This window comes from Kibdelosporangium banguiense (genome assembly GCF_017876405.1).
In the GTDB taxonomy this organism is placed as follows: domain Bacteria; phylum Actinomycetota; class Actinomycetes; order Mycobacteriales; family Pseudonocardiaceae; genus Kibdelosporangium; species Kibdelosporangium banguiense.
Genome location: NZ_JAGINW010000001.1, coordinates 10,264,501 through 10,281,215, shown reverse-complemented (window position 1 = coordinate 10,281,215; position 16,715 = coordinate 10,264,501). Strand labels below are relative to the sequence as shown.

At 67.2% G+C, this 16,715-nt stretch carries 13 protein-coding genes; 6 read left to right on the top strand and 7 right to left on the bottom strand.

Translation table 11 applies throughout. From position 1 onward, the window contains the following. Positions 1-2: 2 nt before the first annotated feature. From JOF56_RS46315 to JOF56_RS46300, 4 genes are read right to left on the bottom strand one after another with little or no spacing between them, the layout of a single operon-like run. The gene (locus JOF56_RS46315) at positions 3-914 is read right to left on the bottom strand and encodes an alpha/beta hydrolase fold domain-containing protein (RefSeq protein WP_209645875.1); all 912 of its coding nucleotides are present in this window, start codon (positions 912-914) and stop codon (positions 3-5) included. Further along, positions 904-3,387: a glycoside hydrolase family 2 TIM barrel-domain containing protein gene (locus tag JOF56_RS46310; RefSeq protein ID WP_209645874.1), complete on the bottom strand. Its 2,484-nt coding sequence runs from the start codon at positions 3,385-3,387 to the stop codon at positions 904-906. The genes JOF56_RS46315 and JOF56_RS46310 overlap by 11 nt, the downstream gene beginning before the upstream one ends. Before the next feature lie 42 nt (positions 3,388-3,429). Further along, positions 3,430-5,178: a family 43 glycosylhydrolase gene (locus JOF56_RS46305; protein WP_209645873.1), complete on the bottom strand. Its 1,749-nt coding sequence runs from the start codon at positions 5,176-5,178 to the stop codon at positions 3,430-3,432. A gap of 57 nt (positions 5,179-5,235) precedes the next feature. Continuing rightward, complete coding sequence (locus JOF56_RS46300) at positions 5,236-6,573, bottom strand: MFS transporter (protein ID WP_307855569.1); 1,338 nt, start codon at positions 6,571-6,573, stop codon at positions 5,236-5,238. 220 nt (positions 6,574-6,793) lie between these two features. Here JOF56_RS46300 and JOF56_RS46295 point away from each other — a divergent pair, with 220 nt between their 5' ends. Together JOF56_RS46295 and JOF56_RS46290 are read left to right on the top strand one after the other, a co-directional pair. Further along, complete coding sequence (locus JOF56_RS46295; RefSeq protein ID WP_209645872.1) at positions 6,794-7,408, top strand: TetR family transcriptional regulator; 615 nt, start codon at positions 6,794-6,796, stop codon at positions 7,406-7,408. A 51-nt stretch (positions 7,409-7,459) separates the two neighbouring features. After that, positions 7,460-9,733, top strand: coding sequence for a glycoside hydrolase family 3 C-terminal domain-containing protein (locus JOF56_RS46290; RefSeq protein WP_209645871.1), 2,274 nt, complete (start codon positions 7,460-7,462; stop codon positions 9,731-9,733). Between the two features lie 106 nt (positions 9,734-9,839). Here the strand turns inward: JOF56_RS46290 and JOF56_RS46285 are convergent, their stop codons facing one another. Continuing rightward, entirely contained in the window at positions 9,840-10,424 is a 585-nt protein-coding gene (locus JOF56_RS46285; RefSeq protein ID WP_209645870.1) for a hypothetical protein, read from the bottom strand. A gap of 131 nt (positions 10,425-10,555) precedes the next feature. Here JOF56_RS46285 and JOF56_RS46280 point away from each other — a divergent pair, with 131 nt between their 5' ends. Continuing rightward, positions 10,556-11,527 (top strand): winged helix-turn-helix transcriptional regulator, encoded by a 972-nt coding sequence (locus JOF56_RS46280; protein WP_209645869.1) that lies wholly within the window; start codon positions 10,556-10,558, stop codon positions 11,525-11,527. 43 nt (positions 11,528-11,570) lie between these two features. Here JOF56_RS46280 and JOF56_RS46275 read toward each other — a convergent pair whose 3' ends face one another. After that, on the bottom strand, positions 11,571-12,251 hold the full coding sequence (locus JOF56_RS46275; RefSeq protein WP_209645868.1) for an SDR family NAD(P)-dependent oxidoreductase: 681 nt from the start codon (positions 12,249-12,251) through the stop codon (positions 11,571-11,573). A gap of 89 nt (positions 12,252-12,340) precedes the next feature. Here JOF56_RS46275 and JOF56_RS46270 point away from each other — a divergent pair, with 89 nt between their 5' ends. Genes JOF56_RS46270 through JOF56_RS46260 form a run of 3 tightly spaced genes read left to right on the top strand, consistent with a single transcriptional unit; the run spans position 12,341 to position 14,520 of the window. After that, on the top strand, positions 12,341-13,147 hold the full coding sequence (locus JOF56_RS46270; RefSeq protein ID WP_209645867.1) for an IclR family transcriptional regulator: 807 nt from the start codon (positions 12,341-12,343) through the stop codon (positions 13,145-13,147). Positions 13,148-13,192: 45 nt separating this feature from the next. Further along, positions 13,193-14,053 (top strand): fumarylacetoacetate hydrolase family protein, encoded by an 861-nt coding sequence (locus JOF56_RS46265; RefSeq protein WP_209645866.1) that lies wholly within the window; start codon positions 13,193-13,195, stop codon positions 14,051-14,053. Next, positions 14,050-14,520, top strand: a complete 471-nt coding sequence (locus JOF56_RS46260; RefSeq protein ID WP_209645865.1) for an alcohol dehydrogenase catalytic domain-containing protein — start codon at positions 14,050-14,052, stop codon at positions 14,518-14,520. The genes JOF56_RS46265 and JOF56_RS46260 overlap by 4 nt, the downstream gene beginning before the upstream one ends. 36 nt (positions 14,521-14,556) lie before the next feature. Here JOF56_RS46260 and JOF56_RS46255 read toward each other — a convergent pair whose 3' ends face one another. Further along, the gene (locus JOF56_RS46255) at positions 14,557-16,686 is read right to left on the bottom strand and encodes an alpha-L-rhamnosidase C-terminal domain-containing protein (protein WP_209645864.1); all 2,130 of its coding nucleotides are present in this window, start codon (positions 16,684-16,686) and stop codon (positions 14,557-14,559) included. Positions 16,687-16,715 lie beyond the last annotated feature (29 nt).

Below are 16,715 nucleotides of genomic sequence, written 5' to 3'. Positions count from 1 at the left end.
TTTCAGGCGGTCTCGTGTGCCGTCCCGACAAGATCCTCGGACGACAACCAAGCCACGATGCGACGAAAGCTGCGTACCGAATCGTCGCGCTCGGGCTCCATGAGGTGCCCGTGGACGGTGCCGTTCTCCCGGATCTGCAGTACGTCCACGCCCGCGGAGGCGAGTTCGGCGGCGAACTGTTCGCCGGAGGTGCGAAGGAAATCGCTGTCGGAGTTGAGCACGAAGACCGGCGGAAGTCCGCGCAGATCGTGTCCACCCGGGAAGGCGTAGGGGGACTCGAGTTGTTCCTCGTTCCCGACGTAGTTGAGCACGAGCGACCGGTAGAGCTCCTTGAAGTCCAGGTCGGGCGGCAGGAACCTCGAGGGTGCGGCAGTGGCCTTCTTCGCGAGTTCATCCGAAGGTGCCGGGAGTGTGGCGTGCAGGGCCGCATAGGCCAGGACGAGCGTGCGCGGCATCGGCTCACCGCGGTCGCGGAGTCGCAGGCACGCTCCGGCCGCGAGATTGCCGCCGGCACTCCCGCCGCCGAGCGACCAGGCGCGCACCGGCAGGCCGGATTCCGTTGATGCCCATTGAAAAACAGCAGTGACCTCTTCGGACGCGATCGGGAAGAACACTCCGTCGCGGGCGGGCAGACCGGCGGCCACGTAAGGTTCCGGTACCGCGGCGAGCTGGTAGTCGACTGACACGACCGTGATCCCGGCGGCGGCGAGCGCCAGCGAGACACCATGTGCCTCGGGGAAGTCCAGATCACCGAACGACCACGTTCCACCGTGCGCCCAGACGAAACCGATTCCGCGGGCGTTGCGCTTCGAGGGTTCGTAGACACGCACCCGCAGCGGGCCATGAGGACCGTCAAGGGTGCGGTCCTCGACGGACATGTCCTGCGACGCGTCGATACGGGTCTCAGATGTCATCGGTGTTTTCTCCTTGCTGTAGAAGGCTGCCTGCGCTCGTGATGGTCACTGCCGCGGCGGCGAGTTCGGGGGAGGTGGCGGCGACCTCGATCGGCTCGGAGCCCATCACACGGATGATGGCCAGGGCTCGCCCCTCGAAGGTGGAGTGCCGGTCGGAGTCGTAGCCCTCCTCGGTTGCTGGTGCGGCGCTGCCGAACGCCACGAGCGAAGCGGGGCCGGTCACGGTGAGCGTCACTTCGCGATCCGCGTTGCCAATGGTCGTCCCGTCGACGTCGGTGGTCGCTACCTGGATGAAGAGCAGGCTTCCCGGTTGGACGTCGTGCTGGTTTCCTTCCACGGTCAGCTGCAGCCGGATGTCCTCGGACACCGCTGAGCGCAGGGACCAGCGGGCTACTTCACGATCCCCGTCGAACGCCACCGCGGTCAGCGTGCCGGGCTCGTACGGGACTTCATAAGTGGTGCGGTAGTCGTGCGCGGGGCCGGTGGGACGGCGCCCGAGTGAGCGGTCGTTGAGCAGCAGTTCGACTTCGGGTGCGGCGCTGTAGATCTCGACGTCCACGGGAGTGGACTGTTCGAGATCCCATGTCCACGAGGCCACGCTGTCCGTCCAGGACCATGGCGTCGAACCTGGAATGAGACCTTTCCCTGCCGGACGTCGGACGGCGAGGTAGGGCTCGTCCCGCAGTCCGTAGACGATCTCGCGGTAGTACGACGCAGGTCGGCGGTGGCCCGTGATGTCGATGTCTCCGCACCACGCGGCCAGATAGGGATATGGCCCTGCGACGGGAAGCCAGCCCGCCCTGGCGCAGTCCTCCGTGTAGGACACGCGCCCGATGCCTGCTTCGCCGAGATAGTCCCACCCGGTCCAGGTGAAGTCTCCGATCACGTAGTCGTTCTCGGACACCAGCGACCAGTTGGCGGCGATGCTGTTCGAGTAGGTCTCGGTTCCGACGAACACTCGGTTCGGATGCTGTTCGAGGTCGGTGAGGTACCGGCTCTCGCCGTAGTTCAGCCCGGCGGCGTCGACGGCGGAGAGGCTCTCCTCGATCCGTGCGGTGATGAGGGGGTCTATGCGCGACATCGTGTCGGCCATTCCGCCCATCGCGTCGTTGAGCCCCGGAGCGGGCTGAGACGCCGCAGTGGCGCTGTCCCGTGTGAGCGACGGCAGTTCGCGCAGGATAGACGCCAGTCCGTTGACGGCGTTCGTCACGAACCGGCTGCTGTCGAGGGAGCGGACCTTCTCGGCGAGCAGACGACCGAGATGAGAGCCGATGGCGGTTCCGGTGTCGGGGATCTCGTTGCCGATGCTGTAGAAGATGACGGACGGATGGTTGTAGTCCTTCTCGACCATCGCTTCGATGTCGCGTTCCCACCACTCCGGGAACGCGAGTGAGTAGTCGAACGACGACTTGGCTTCCGTCCACACGTCGAAGGCCTCGTCCATCACCAGCATGCCGAGGCGGTCGCAGGCGTCGAGCATGGCCTCGCTCATGGGGTTGTGCGCGCTGCGGATGGCGTTGAATCCCGCGTTCTTCAGAATCCTGACGCGGCGTTCCTCTGCTTCGGGGAGCGCTCGGGCACCGAGGATGCCGTTGTCGTGGTGGATGCAGGCGCCGCGCAACTTGGTGGTGCGGCCGTTGATGCGCAGTCCCCTGCGGGCGTCGAGTTGCAGGGACCGGATGCCGAACGTGGTTTCTGTGCTCTGGTCGGGAAGACCGTTCACGGAAAGCCTGCTCGACGCTCGGTAGAGCGCCGGGAAGTCCGGTGACCACAGGCGCGGACGCTCGACGTACAGGCGCTGCCGCGTGGTGGCGGTCGATCCGGGAAGGACCGTGACGGGGCAGAGGTCGGAGGCCACGATCTCGCCGTCCGGGTTCTGGAGGTCGGTTCTGACCAGTGCGGTCACGGTATGCCGGCCGGCGTTGCTGACAGTGGTCGCGACGGACACGATGGCGCGCTCGTCGTCGATGTCCGATGTGCTGACGCGCACCGCGGTGGGCGCGAGGTGCACGACCTCGAGGACGTGGAGCTTCACATCGCGGTGCATGCCCATTCCCGTGTACCAGCGGGAATCCTGGTGTCCTCGGGCTTCGACACGGATGGAGTTCTCCGCGCCGTGCGTGACGTAGGCATCGAGGTCGACGAAGAACCGCGAGTATCCGTTGGGTCGCTGCGCCGCGAGGACGTTGTTGACGAAGACCATCGCGTCTCGGTAGACACCGCCGAACTCGATGATGAGCTTCTTGTCCCGGTAGGTGTCAGGCACGAAGAGGCTCTTGTGGTACTCGACCGTGCCGCCGTGGAAGTATCCCGAGTGGGCTCCGGCGACCGCGTCCGCGGATCGGCCGAGTTGGGGCATGAAGTCGTGGGGCAGGTCGACCGGGTGCAGGGGAGCGGCTTCGCCGGCGAGCGTGTCCCACAGGCCACGCTTCGGTCCGGCGGTCCATCCTCGGGTGAAGTCCGTGTCGATCAACGGTTTGGTTCTCCTCGATCTGGAAGTGTGCCGCCGGAATGGTCAGCGGGCGGCGAGCGTCGGGGTGCCGGCCGTGACGCCGTTTTCGTTGAAGGCGTCGACAGCTATCCAGCAGTCGGTGCCGGCGTTGAGGGCGCGAAGATCGAGATCGGTCTGCTCGTAGAGCAACCAGCTGTGGTAGAGCTTGTCCCGCGTCAGTCCGAAGCGGACGTTGTAACCCTGAACGCCGGGGACCGGTTCCCATTCGATGTGGGCGGTGCGTTCGTCGACACGCGTTGCGTGGGGCGCCGTGACACCGGGTGCGGACCCGGTGCCCCGGCCGAACACGCGAAGGCCGCTGACGGCGAACTGGCCTCCGAACGGGAGCCGGCCCACCGTGACACGGACATGGCGGAGGCTCAACGGCCTGTCCAGGGTGACGAAGAGGTGGGGCGTGTCGCGGCCGGTGTCCCGCCCGTCGTGCACCGTGGTCCAGGTGTGTCCGTCGGTGGACGCTTCCACCAGCAGTTCGGCAGGTTCGTTCTCGCGGAAGATGCCGCGCACTTCCCATTCCAGCTGTACCGCGTCCGCGTCCGCTGCCGCTCGGTCGGCGAGGTGGTGGTCGGCCAGGTTGACCTGGATGGCGTGCACGGTCTTGGGTGCGCCGAGGTCGATCTGCAGCCATTCGCCGGGTGCGTTCGTGCCGGCGGCCCACCAGGTGCGCACGTCCTCGTCGACGGCCAGGCCGGCGCTATGTCCGTCCACAGAGGAGGAAGAGGTCGCGTGTGCCCGATAGGAGACCAGCATCCACTGGGGTGCGGCCTCCTTCCAGGGGTCGAAGGCGCGATCGGGCACGCTCGTCGGGTAGTCGGCGAAGTTCTGGTTGCAGAACAGCACACCGTCCTCGTCGAAGCCGGCCGGGAACAGACCGATCCGGCGTTCGAAGTTGTGGTTGACCGAGATTCGCATCGTGGAGGCATGCCACCAGTTGCCGTGCCGATCCTGGAAGGTGCTTCCGTGACCGGCACCGGTGATGAAACCGCCAGGCTTGTAGGAGAACGGGCTGTTCGGTGAGTACGTGAAGGGGCCGAGCGGTGATTCGGCGGTGTAGTAGCCGTCGGCGTAGGTGTTCAGTTCGGTGGCCGGCGCCGCGTATTGCAGGTAGTACGTGTCGCCGTGCCGGTTCATCCAGGCGCCTTCGATGAACGGGTCGGTGCCGATGTACTGACGGATGAGTTTCTCGCGTTCGGTGCGAGGTGGTTGCAGCACGTGGTTTTCGCCGGACCGCTCCCATCCGTGTGCGGCGATGTCGGACCCGAACAGGTCGGCCGTTTCCCCGACGCGTTCGAAGGTCACCGGGTCGATCTCGGTGCCGCGGATGGGGGTTCTGTTGTCGCATCCCCAGTAGAAGTAGGTGGTGCCGTCCTTGTCCTGGAACAGGTGCGGGTCCCAGAAGTCGAACGTGCCCGGCGTGACCTCTTCGAAGTCGTCCGCGAGCGGGTTGGTGGAGCGGAAGAACGGACAGACGACGCCGCGTCGGGATGCGGAAAGGTAGAGGGCGCCGTTGATCTCCCGTGCGTCCGGGGCGTAGCCCAGAGGTGGCAGCTTCTCCGTGGGCTGGTACTCCCAGGTGACCAGGTCCAGCGAGTGCCAGAAACCGCGCGCCATCGACGCGAACATGTAGTAGCGCCCGGCGTACAGGACAACGGACGGGTCCGCTGCTTCGCGGTGCACCGTGCGCGGGTCCCGCATGGGGCGGATGTCCTGATACCGGTAGGCCAGGTCCAGCGGGTTGCAGATGACGCGGTTCATGTCTGCCGTTCTGGTCGATGGGGAAGCCGCCGCGGAGATTCCTGTTTGGACGGTGAACTACCGGACCGTCTTGACCCGCAAGTAGATGATCAGCGCTCCGGCCAGGACGAACACGCCGGCCAACCAGTACAGGATCGCGTAGTTCTTGCCCTCCCCGGCCGTGCCGATCGTGATCAGCACACCTGCGATGAGCGGGGCGACGATGTTCGGGATGCCCTGCGAGAGACCCATCAGCGCCATGTACCGGCCGGCGTCCGTGTCGCGCTCGGGCAGGATGTCCAGCACGATCGCCTGGTCCACGGAGGTGAAGACACCGATCGCGAGGTTCATGACCAGGGACCCGGCAATCAGCATCAGGAGGTCCGGCGCGAGCGCGGTGATCACCGAGCCGATGGCGAAGCCGACCGCGCCGACCACGATGAAGACGCGGCGCCGGCCAAGCCTGTCGGAAAGGAACCCGCCACCGATCGCGCCGGCCGTGATTCCGATGATGCCGATCAGCGACACGAAAGCAAGCTCGGAGGCCAACTGGGACAACGGGATGTCCAGCCGCTGCGCGAAGAAGAACGTGGTGAACGTTGTCGTCGAGCTGATGCCGAGGAAGAACATGAGCCGGCCGAGCCAGTTCCACGCGTACGGAGGGTGCTTGCGGGGATCGAACACGTACTTCGCTCCCAGCTGTGCGAACGTGAGCCGCTCGAAAGTGAGGCCACGGGAGTCCGCGTCCTTGTAGAAGATGGCGAACAACAGCAGGAGGATGCCTCCGACGACGCCCGGCAGCACGAACAGCAGTAGCAGGTTGGACGCGATTCCGGAGGCGAGCGCCACGCCCACGGTGGGGGCGACCATTGTGGCGAAGCCGGTGAGCCCGGCGACCCGGCCACGTTGCTCTGCCGGCAGACGGTCGGCTTGCACGTTGAGAAGCGATGCGGTGGCGGTACCCCAGCCCAGCTGAGTGAGGATCCATCCGACGTGCAGAAGCGCGACGGAGCTCGCCAGGCCGAGGACGACCAGACCGAGAAGGCCGACCGCGAGACCGCCGAGCATGAAGGGCCGACGGCGGCCAAGGCGTGATCGCGTCCGATCGCTGAGTACCCCGACCAGCGGCCCCGTCACCAGTGCCGCGATCGACCCGGCGGCGCTGAGCCAGCCGAGGATCTCCTCACGGCCGGGGGCGATCCGTTCGATCGCCAGTGACAACGAGAACGCGCTGGGCAGGATCAGCGCCAACATGACGCCGAACGTGGCGAAGACCAGGCCGATGACGAACATCGGGCCTACCCTCGTGAGCACCTTCGGTGTCGCCATGACGCCGGTCTGCGGTGCTACGCCCTCGACCGGCTCCGTCTTGGTGGGTGGCTGAACAGGTGGTGCTGGCTTCGTTGCATCCGACACAGAGTCCTCCTTGACCCGACAACGGATGTGACGTGGAGCGAGCTCGCGTGGAGTGAGACCGTAGCAGCGAATTTCTCGCCCCGACAGACTTTTCGCCTGAATCTTTCGCTTCTGCGAAAAGTTGGTGGTACGTTGCTGTGCAAGGGGATCTGCCGGGGTGGCCCGCCTGGCATGGTGTCTCCGGGTGAGCACGTACACGGCCGGAAGGACGGATCAGGCAATGACGCCACGCACCGGGAGCCGGGGGCCGTACGCGAGGACTGCTCGTGTGCGCCAGGAGATCATCGAAGCGGCCATGGCCGTGTTCGCGGAGGCGGGGTATCGGGCGACCACGATGAAGGAGATCGCGCGGCGCGTTGGTCTCACCGACCGCGCCATCGTGCATCACTTCCCCAACAAGGAGGAGTTGCTCCTGAGTGTGCTGGCGGCGCGTGAGTCGGAGAGCGAACAGCTCGCGCCGCGCAGTCGGGGCGAGGCCCTGGCCGGGATGCTCGCAATCGCCAACGACAACATGACCCGCCCTGGGCTGGTGGAACTGCACTCCACCCTGTCCGCGGAGGCGACCTCGACCGAGCACCCCGCGCACGAGCACTACACCAAGCGGTACATGGACTTCCGCGAGTATCTGGCGGGAGCGTTCGCCGAGCTGAAGCAGCACGGCGAGCTGCGCTTTTCGCTGGAACCGGACGAACTGGCCTCGATGCTCATCGCCCTGTGGGACGGTCTGCAGCTCCAGTGGCTCTATGACAACGATGCCGTCGCCGTGCAGAAACTGCTGCGAGGCTTCCTGGACATGGTGGCCCCCGCCGCGGTCTCCCAGGACGTAACCAGCTGATTCACACCCTGATCCGCGTTCTCACCCTCCCTTTTGGAGCGTCAACGACCCATGAACGCCGACCACCACATCGACGCGACTCGGCTGATCAGTCAGCTGGCCCTCGACGAGAAGATCTCTCTGATCAGTGGGGCCGATTTCTGGCACACGGCCAGTGCGGGAGCGGTCCCCGCGATCATGATGACCGACGGACCGCACGGTCTTCGGCGGCAGGCCGGGCCGGGCGACCACCTCGGCATCGGGGCCAGCGTGCCGGCGACGTGTTTCCCTCCGGCTGTGGCACTGGGATCGACGTTCGATCCAGAGCTCGTGCGACGAGTGGCCGCGGCGATCGGAGCGGAAGCGGTCGCACAGGACGTCGGTGTGGTGCTCGGTCCGGGCATCAACATCAAGCGGTCGCCGCTCTGCGGGCGGAACTTCGAGTACTTCTCCGAGGATCCGCTGGTCTCGGGCGAGCTGGGTGCGGCCTGGGTGCGAGGCATCCAGTCGGTCGGCGTCGGGGCGTCGTTGAAGCACTTCGCGGCGTACAACCAGGAGGAGGACCGCATGCGCGCCTCCAGTGACGTGGACGAGCGGCCGCTGAGGGAGATCTACCTTCGCGCGTTCGAGCGTGTCGTGCGGCAGGCCGCACCGTGGACGGTGATGTGCTCCTACAACCGGATCAACGGTGTGTACGCCTCCGAAGATCCGTGGTTGCTGACCTCGGTCCTGCGTGATGAGTGGGGCTTCACGGGCGTCGTGGTCTCGGACTGGGGCGCAGTCGGCGATCGCGTGAAGGCTTTGCTGGCGGGTCTCGACCTCGAAATGCCCACGAGCGGCGGACGGTCTGGCGCCGATGTCCGGCGAGCGGTCGAAGCCGGTGTGGTCACGGAGGACGTGGTGGACCGCTCCGCCGCACGTGTCGCGGCTCTTGCGTCGCGTGCGGCGAACGAGGGCACGGATCCGACGGCGGTCGACTTCGAGCAACACCATGCGCTGGCCACGGAAGTGGCGGCTCGATCGATTGTTCTCCTGCGCAACGAGGGAGACGTGTTGCCGCTCTCCTCCGGTGCGCGGCTTGCTGTCATCGGTGAGTTCGCGCGCACCCCGCGGTACCAGGGTGCGGGCTCCTCGCGGATCAGCCCCACTCGGTTGGACACAGCTCTGGAGGCGATCCGCTCGTACGCGCGGGACGTCGTGTTCAGGCCCGGCTACAGCCTGGACAAGGACGTAGACGACGCCTTCTCCGCGCAACTGCGGAACGCCGCGGTCGCCGCGGCCAGGGACTCGGACGTGGTCGTGTTGTTCCTCGGCCTTCCGGGGCGGGACGAGTCGGAAGGCTTCGACCGGACCACCATGGATCTTCCACGGGCGCAGCTCGAACTCGTCGACGCGGTCGCGGCCGCGAGTCCGCGGACGGTGGTGGTGCTGTCGAACGGTGGCGTCGTCGCACTCCCGTTCCGGGACCGCGTGGCGGGTCTGATGGAGGGGTGGTTGCTCGGCCAGGGCGGCGGGACCGCGACGGCAGATGTACTGTTCGGAAAGGTCAATCCGTCGGGCCGCCTCGCGGAGACCATCCCCTTGCGGGTGCAGGACAGCCCGGCCTTCCTCAACTTCCCCGGCGAGTTCGGCCGGGTTCGCTACGGTGAGGGATTGTTCGTCGGATACCGCTGGTACGACGCCCGCTTGATCGAGGTGGCGTATCCCTTTGGTCACGGGCTCTCCTACACCACGTTCCACTACGCCGACGCGAATGTCAGTGCGCTCGATTCGGGTGATCTGGTCGTCTCGATCGCGCTCTCCAACACCGGCGCCGTGTCCGGACGCGAAGTCGTCCAGGCCTACGCGGCGCCGGTCGCCTCGCGTATGCAACGGCCGGAGCGAGAGCTAGTGGCGTTCGCCTCCGTCGAGCTCGCTCCCGGCGAGACGCGTCGGATCGAACTCCCGGTGCTGCGACAGGACCTCGCCTATTGGGACGTCCGGGTTGGACGGTGGGTTGTCGAGGGTGGGCCGTACCGGGTGGAGGTAGGTGCATCCAGCCGAGACCTTCGTCTTTCCTCGACCGTCGAGGTTCGAGGGGACGATCCGATGGTGCCGTTGTCGCCGTCGTCGTCCATGGGCGAGGCGATGGCGCATCCCGTCGCCGGTCCGATGCTCAGGCAGGCGATGGCGCGCAACGGCCGCACGAACGACGACTCGGCGGAGTCGCTGTTCGAGGATGCCGAGGCGATTCAGCGCATGACGGCCTCGATTCCGCTGGGTCGTCTCGGCTCGATGGGGGCGCAGCTCGGGGATGAGGAACTTGCGCATCTCATCGAGACCGCCAACAGCAAGCCTTTGTGCTGAAGCCCCAAGATGGGCTGTCTCAACGCGAGCGTCCCGTTCGACCCGGAGGCCGAACGGGACGTCGCACCTGTACCTCTGCGATGCTGTGATCCGTCCGGGGTACCGATCAGCGCACAGGCATCGTCGCCTTCCACTTGCCGGTCAGATCGGCGCCCCTGATGACGCCGTTCAAGTGGTAGAACAAGCCCCACGAGTCGATCATGGACCGGTCGGCGAACACGCACATTCCCGCGAACTCCGTCGGCTCCTTCTGGCTGCTCGGTGCCCAGCCGCCGACATCCGACGGATTGGCGCCGAACTGCACCGCCCCACCCAGCTTCACGCAGTAGTCGTCGGCGGGGTTTTCGCCGCCCGTCGACGGTGGCTTCTGCGGCTTGAAGGTGTAGGCCAACGCGGCCAAGGTCGGCTCGTCCGCCGCGAGAGAGTCGGCGGAGACCGTGATCGTGGTTTGTTCCTTCTTGTCGGTGAAATCGCACATGGTGAACCGGCCACCCAGCCGCACCGGGGTGTAGTTGGTGTTGGCCCAGGGCGAGTAGTCGATCGCTTTGCCGCCCTTGGCCGCACACCAGCTCTTGTCCGACTGGGACGCCGCCGGGCCGGGCGTTTCGGCCCCGGCCGTGGCGCCGGAAAGCAGGCCGGCGAACAGGATCGCAGTCAGGGAACAGAAGCCGATCGTTGATTTCCGGAGCATGCGTCCTCCTGGAAGAGTTCGGGGATCTCGACTCAGCGGCGATACCTGACATTGCCGGTGATCTGCCCCGCAGGACAAGCACTCTGCGTGACCAGTTCCCGTCACGAGACGTAAATACGACAAGGAGTGAAATGCTCGAAGCCGTCGGTTTGTCGCCAGTGGACAGCCGGCTGTACGAAACTGTCATCCGCCATCCGCGTTGCAGCACAGCTGAGCTGTCGGAGCACTGCGGCCTGGCAGCCCGGCAGGTCGCGCGGCGGCTCACCCGGCTCGCCGCACAGGGAGTGATCACCCGGATTGCCGGGCGGCCGGCCCGCTATCTGGCCGTCGCTCCCGACATCGCGATCAACGGTCTCGTCGTCCAGCGAGAGCAGTCCCTGAACGCGACGCGAGCGGTCGTCGGCGAGCTGACGATGCTCTACCGGGCCAGCACTCGAAGTGCTTCGCCCAGCGACGTCCTCGAAGTCGTCACCGGTCAGGACGCCGTCGCCGACCAGGTCGAGGTGCTGCACCGGGGCGCCCGCACCGAGATCCGGGTCTTCGACAAACCGCCCTATGCGAGAAACCCCGACGAACACCGCGAATCCGGTCGCCAGGCCTACCGGCCCGGTATGCGCTACCGGATCGTGTACGACCGTGCGGCGCTGTCCTGGCCCGATCGATTGGCCGAGGAGATCCTCCCCGAGCACCACCGGCCGAGCGTACAGGCCAGGGTCCGCCCCGCTCTGCCGTTCAAGCTGTTCCTTGCTGACCGGCACCAGGCCGTCATCCCCATCAACACGGCACCCACCGCCGTCGACGCCGCGTACGTCATCCACCCGTCGATCCTGCTGGACTCCCTCGCCGCGCTCTTCGACGCCGAATGGGACCGCGCCACCCCTGTCGGCACGCCCGCCGAGCACTCCGCGGAGTGCGACCTCGACGAGTCCGCCCGTCGCCTGCTCACCCTCCTCGCGGCTGGGTTCACCGACGAGCACGTCGCGCGTTCACTGGGCTGCAGCCTCCGGACCGCGCAACGCCGGGTCGCCGAGCTGATGCGCAGGCTTAGCGCCACGACCCGCTTCCAGGCGGCGCTCCGCGCCCGCGACCGGGGACTGCTCTAGGTCGTGACCACCATTGATCACCGGGACACCCGGCTGTCGCGGTTCAGTAGGTGGCGCGGCCGCCGCTGATGTCGTAGACGGCGCCGGTGGAGAAGCTGACCCGGTCGGAGCTGAGGAAGGCGACGAGCTCGGCGACCTCCTCCGGCCGGCCGGCCCGCTTCATCGGGATGAGGCTCGTGATGTGGTCGAGGACCTCGGGTGCGGTGTCGGCGTTCATCGGGGTGGCGATGACGGCGGGGGCGATGACGTTGACGAGCACGCCGCTGGTGGCCAGTTCCTTACCGGCGGATTTGGTGAGTCCGATGACGGCGGCCTTGGTGGCGGAGTAGATCGAGAGGCTGGGGTTGCCGTCCTTGCCGGCCATGCTGGCGAAGTTGACGACGCGACCCCAGCCGCGTTCGCGCATGCCGGGGACGAAGACACGCATGGTGTTGACGGTGCCGAGGACGTTGACCTCGAAAACACGGCGCCACTCGTCGGTCGTGGTGTCGAGCAGGGGCTTGCTGGGTCCCACAATGCCGGCGGAGTTGACCAGGACGTCGACGGGGCCGATCTCGTCGGCGACCCGCCTGAGGGCGTCCTCGGCGGTGACGTCGGCGGTGATGTCGGCACCGCCGAGGTCGAGGGTGACGACCTTGAGGCCGTCGGCGCGCAGGCGCTTGGCGGTGGCGGCGCCGAGGCCGCGTGCTCCGCCGGTGACCAGTGCCGTCCTGACGGTGCTCATCCTTCTCCTTCGAGCATGTGCCGGTAGGAGCCTTCCAACTATCGACACGGTGGTCTATCTTTCGGAATGACGAGGAGATTACCCAGATCATGAACGAAGTGACAGGACCCGGCCCACGGGACGTGGCGCGGATGGACGAGAGCCGGCTGGTTGGGTCCAACCGGGTGCTCGCGGTGCTGAAGGAGCTCGCCCGATACCCCTGCGGGGTCGGTCTGGACGAGCTCACCCGCGTGATCGGTAGCCCCAAACCGACCGTGCACCGGGCGCTGGCGTCGCTGCGCCGGGCGGGCCTGGCCGACCAGGACGAGCGCGGCCGGTATGTGCTGGGCGACGAGTTCCTGCGGATGGCGTTCGCGCACCACGAGGTGCGGCCGGAGCATGTGCGCATCCGCCCGGTGCTGGAGACGTTGGCCGCGCGATTCGGCGAGACCGCGCACTACGCCGTCCTCGACGGCCGGACAGTCGTCTACCGGGCCAAGGTCGACCCGCCGGCCGGCTCGGTTCGGCTGACCTCGACGATCGGTGGCCGCAACCCCGCGCATGCCACGGCAGTGGGCAAGCTCCTCCTGTCCTATCGCCTGCAGACGCCGGACGACGTCCGGAACTGGATCGGCGACCAACCGCTGGAACGGCGAACGTCCAAGACGCTGTGCGGTGCCGACGAGCTCCACTCGGACCTGCGGGCGATCCAGGATCGCGGCTACGCGGTCGACGACCAGGAGAACGAGGTCGGCATCAACTGCCTGGCGGTTCCCGTCTTCGCGACCTCTCCGGCCGAACCGTCCGGCTCGGTGAGCATCAGCGCGCTGGCCTATCGGACCCCTGTGGCCCCACTGCTCGACGCGGTGGACGACGTTCGCCGGGTGCTTGGCGCTCTCGGCGAGGAGTACCGGTGAACCCGGCCGCTCCCTGGTCCGCGTCCCAATCCTGAAGGAGTTGCCGTGTATCTCATGCGTATCGGCGCGCCTGGTGCCGAGAAGCCCGTCGCGCGTCTCGACGACGAGACCTACGTCGACCTGTCCGACCTCGTGACCGACTTCGACGAAGCGTTCTTCGACAGGGGCGGACTGAACCGTATCGACCAGGTCGTGGCCGAACGGGCCGCCGCCGGGCGCACCTCCCGCTTCGCCGGCGAACGCATCGGCGCGCCGATCGCACGCCCGCACCAGATCCTCTGCATCGGCCTCAACTACCGCGACCACGCCGCGGAGACAGACCAGGCCGTACCGGACGAGCCGATCCTGTTCACGAAGTCACCGAACACGCTGATCGGCCCGAACGACGACGTGCGCATCCCGCGTGGCTCCACGAAACCGGACTGGGAGGTCGAGCTCGGCATCGTCATCGGCCGCCGCACCAGCTACCTGGACTCGGTCGAGGAAGCGCGCGACGTGATCGCCGGGTACACGGTCGTCAACGACGTCAGCGAGCGGGCGTTCCAGATGGAGCGCGGCGGCCAGTGGACCAAGGGCAAGTCCGCCGAGACGTTCAACCCGGCCGGCCCGTGGCTGGTCACCCCCGACGAGATCGGCGACGTGCTGGCACTGGACATGTGGCTGGACGTCAACGGCGTCCGCCGCCAGACCGGCAGCACGAAGACGATGATCTTCGACCCGTACTTCGTCGTGCACCACCTGAGCCAGTTCCTGGTGCTCGAGCCCGGTGACCTGATCAACACCGGCACCCCGCCCGGCGTCGGCATGGGCTTCACCCCGCCGATCTGGCTGCGGCCCGGCGACGTGATGGAGCTGGGCATCGCCGGTCTCGGGACGCAGCGCCAGAACGTCGTCGCACCCCGATGAAGGCCCTCATCCTGCACGGACCCGGCAAGGCCACAGTCGAGGACGTTCCCGCCCCGGTCGCGACGCCGGGAGAGGTGGTCGTGGACGTCGAGCGGGTCGGCGTCTGCGGCACCGACATCGAGTTCTTCGCCGGTGACATGGCTTACCTGCGCGAAGGGCACTCGTCGTACCCGATGCGGCTGGGGCATGAGTGGGCGGGCGTCGTTGCCGCGGTCGGCGACGGTGTCGATCCCGCCTGGCTCGGCCGCCGGGTCATGGGCAACACGATGATCGGGGACGGTACCTGCCGGCGCTGCCAGCGTGGACATCAACACGTCTGCGAGAACCGCGACGAGGTCGGCATCCGCGACGGCCGCCCCGGCGCGCTGGCGGAGCGCATCGCGGTCCCGGAGCGGTCGTTGCGCGGTGCGCGCCCGCCAGGCGCCGGACCCGGCCCGAAGATTCACGTGGATCCGCGGCAGGTGTGACACCAACAGCCGACAGACACGTTCGGCCCTGCTCGGCTAGTTCCACGCCCAGACGTGCGTGCCGCGGATGCCCGTGAAGGTGACGTACTCTCCGTCGCTGGTCGCGGCGGCGCCGCTACGGGGCTGGCGGCCGTCCCAGACGAGGACGCCGTCCTGGGTGATCTTGCGCGCGTGGCCGAAGGTCGGGATGCTGACCGCGCCAGTCTGGGTGTGCGGTGCGGCGACCTGCATCTCGAAGGCGCCCGGTCCTTGGGGGTTCCGGCGGATGCCCCACTTGACGTTGATGGCGCCCTTGGGCGTGGGGACAGCGCCTGCGCTCCAGGTCAGGTCGCCTGGCTGAGGCCTGACGCTGAACTGTGCGAACCCAGGACCGGTCGGCGCGACTCCGAGGACATGGGTCGACAGCGCCGCGGCCGGCCCGGTGGACCATCCGTGGGCCGCGCTGTCGCCGCTGGCCAGCGCTCCGCCCGGGAGATTGATCCGTTCCCAGGTGACGCCTCCTGGGTCCTTGGAGAGCATGTACCCCCACTCCTTGCGCATCAGCTGCAGCGCGGCGTCCGGCTGGTTGGCGGTGAAGTCGGCGAGCAGGTTCCATCCGCCCATGAAGGGGGAGACGAGCTGGGTGAGCGACCCGCCCGCGGGTGTGACCGACATGGTCCCGTAAGGACTGTCCAGCTTCTCCTGCATCGTGCGCACGATCTCCGAGGCGCGACCGGAGCCGGCCAGGCCGCTGATGATCGCGAAGGAGTTCGCGTCCTGAGGCAGGTATTTCGATCCTGGTGCGTCGGAGTACGCGTGCAGTTCCGGGCTCCAGAAATTGGCGTTGAAGGCCTTCTTCAGCCCGGCCGCGGTAGCGGCGTACTTGGTCGCGAGGTCGGTTGCCGAGAGCTGGCGAGCAAGGTAGGACGCTTCGTCGAAGCCGAGATGGACCAAAGCGTTGTCCCACGCCGGGACGCCCGAGGCGACACCCAGGCTCCATGAGACTGTCGACAAGGGTTCCTGTGGGTTGTAGAGCCCCTTGCTGTCGATCTGTTGCTCGGCCCAAGCCAGGGCGGAGGTCACTGCCGGCCACATCTGCGAGAGGAAGTCCCTGTCACCGGTGTAGCGGTAGTACGTGTGGAGCGCATCCACCACGGCGATCGAGTAGGCCCCTGACCAGACCATGCACTTCGACGCCGGTTGCGTGGGGTAACAGTCTCCTGGCAGCACTGTGGGCGTGCTGGCCGCAGTTGCCGCGGCCGGTGTGGCCCTGCAGTGCTGTACGAACGGCGACGGCGCGGCCGGGCTCCCGACGGTCGCGGTCGTGGCGACGTGACTGGCCATGAGGCAGATCGAGTCACGCAGGTATTGCGGATCCGACATCACCAGGGTGGTGCGGCCGGCGATGCCCAGGTCGCCGGCCCAGACACCCCGGTCACGCTTTGCCCCGTCGATGAGCAGCTTGAGCGACCCGTTGTCCAGACCGGGGACCGTTGCGGTTCCAGGCAGGACCTGGGTCAGGTTGAGCGTGTAGGCGCTCGCGTACCAGATGCGATTGAGGAGGTCGTCGTTCGACACGAAGTAGCCGCGCAGCTTGGCCGCGGTGTCCCGGTTGGCACTGAAGGTCGTCTCGTCGGCCGAGATCGTGACGCTGCCGGGTTGCGTCAGCGTCAGCAACTGGTACCGCTGGCCGCCCTGCAACTGGATGTCGGTGACCTGACCCGGAGCCGACAGCGGGTGATCTTCGTACCTCTTACCGGTGCCGACGTATCCGAATCCCGGGTCCCCGCCGGTGTCACCAGTGTCAGTGAGGGTGCCGAGTTGTTCGCTGTGGGCGTTACGCAGGACTGGCGTGTCTGACACCGAGGTCACGGTGATCGTCGTCCGTCCGGCAATCATCTTGCCGTAGTCGAAAACCACGGTGGGCGCTGTTCCGCCTGGCTGCATCGTCATGGTCAGGCGCCCGCTGCCTGGCGCACCCTCCAGCACCGACGCGGCATCGGTCACATCGCCGGACGTCCGCACCACCGCGACCGGTGAGACCACCGCCGAGTTCGGCGCCTGGACGTATCGGCTCCAATCCGGGTTCGCCGGCCAGAGGTGCGTCGCCGCGGCCGCCGCCTGGCCGGCCTCTCCGGTGATCAACGGCGGCACGGCTGCCACGGCGACGAGCAACACGGCGAGCATGAGACCTCCTGAAACTCTTGACGTTTCAA

What these genes read in the sequence shown, in the direction of transcription:
- JOF56_RS46315 (WP_209645875.1), bottom strand. Translation starts at nt 914, where the DNA reads ATGACATCTGAGACCCGTATCGACGCGTCGCAGGACATGTCCGTCGAG.
- JOF56_RS46305 (WP_209645873.1), bottom strand. Translation starts at nt 5,178, where the DNA reads ATGAACCGCGTCATCTGCAACCCGCTGGACCTGGCCTACCGGTATCAG.
- JOF56_RS46295 (WP_209645872.1), top strand. Translation starts at nt 6,794, where the DNA reads ATGACGCCACGCACCGGGAGCCGGGGGCCGTACGCGAGGACTGCTCGT.
- JOF56_RS46290 (WP_209645871.1), top strand. Translation starts at nt 7,460, where the DNA reads ATGAACGCCGACCACCACATCGACGCGACTCGGCTGATCAGTCAGCTG.
- JOF56_RS46285 (WP_209645870.1), bottom strand. Translation starts at nt 10,424, where the DNA reads ATGCTCCGGAAATCAACGATCGGCTTCTGTTCCCTGACTGCGATCCTG.
- JOF56_RS46280 (WP_209645869.1), top strand. Translation starts at nt 10,556, where the DNA reads ATGCTCGAAGCCGTCGGTTTGTCGCCAGTGGACAGCCGGCTGTACGAA.
- JOF56_RS46275 (WP_209645868.1), bottom strand. Translation starts at nt 12,251, where the DNA reads ATGAGCACCGTCAGGACGGCACTGGTCACCGGCGGAGCACGCGGCCTC.
- JOF56_RS46270 (WP_209645867.1), top strand. Translation starts at nt 12,341, where the DNA reads ATGAACGAAGTGACAGGACCCGGCCCACGGGACGTGGCGCGGATGGAC.
- JOF56_RS46260 (WP_209645865.1), top strand. Translation starts at nt 14,050, where the DNA reads ATGAAGGCCCTCATCCTGCACGGACCCGGCAAGGCCACAGTCGAGGAC.
- JOF56_RS46255 (WP_209645864.1), bottom strand. Translation starts at nt 16,686, where the DNA reads ATGCTCGCCGTGTTGCTCGTCGCCGTGGCAGCCGTGCCGCCGTTGATC.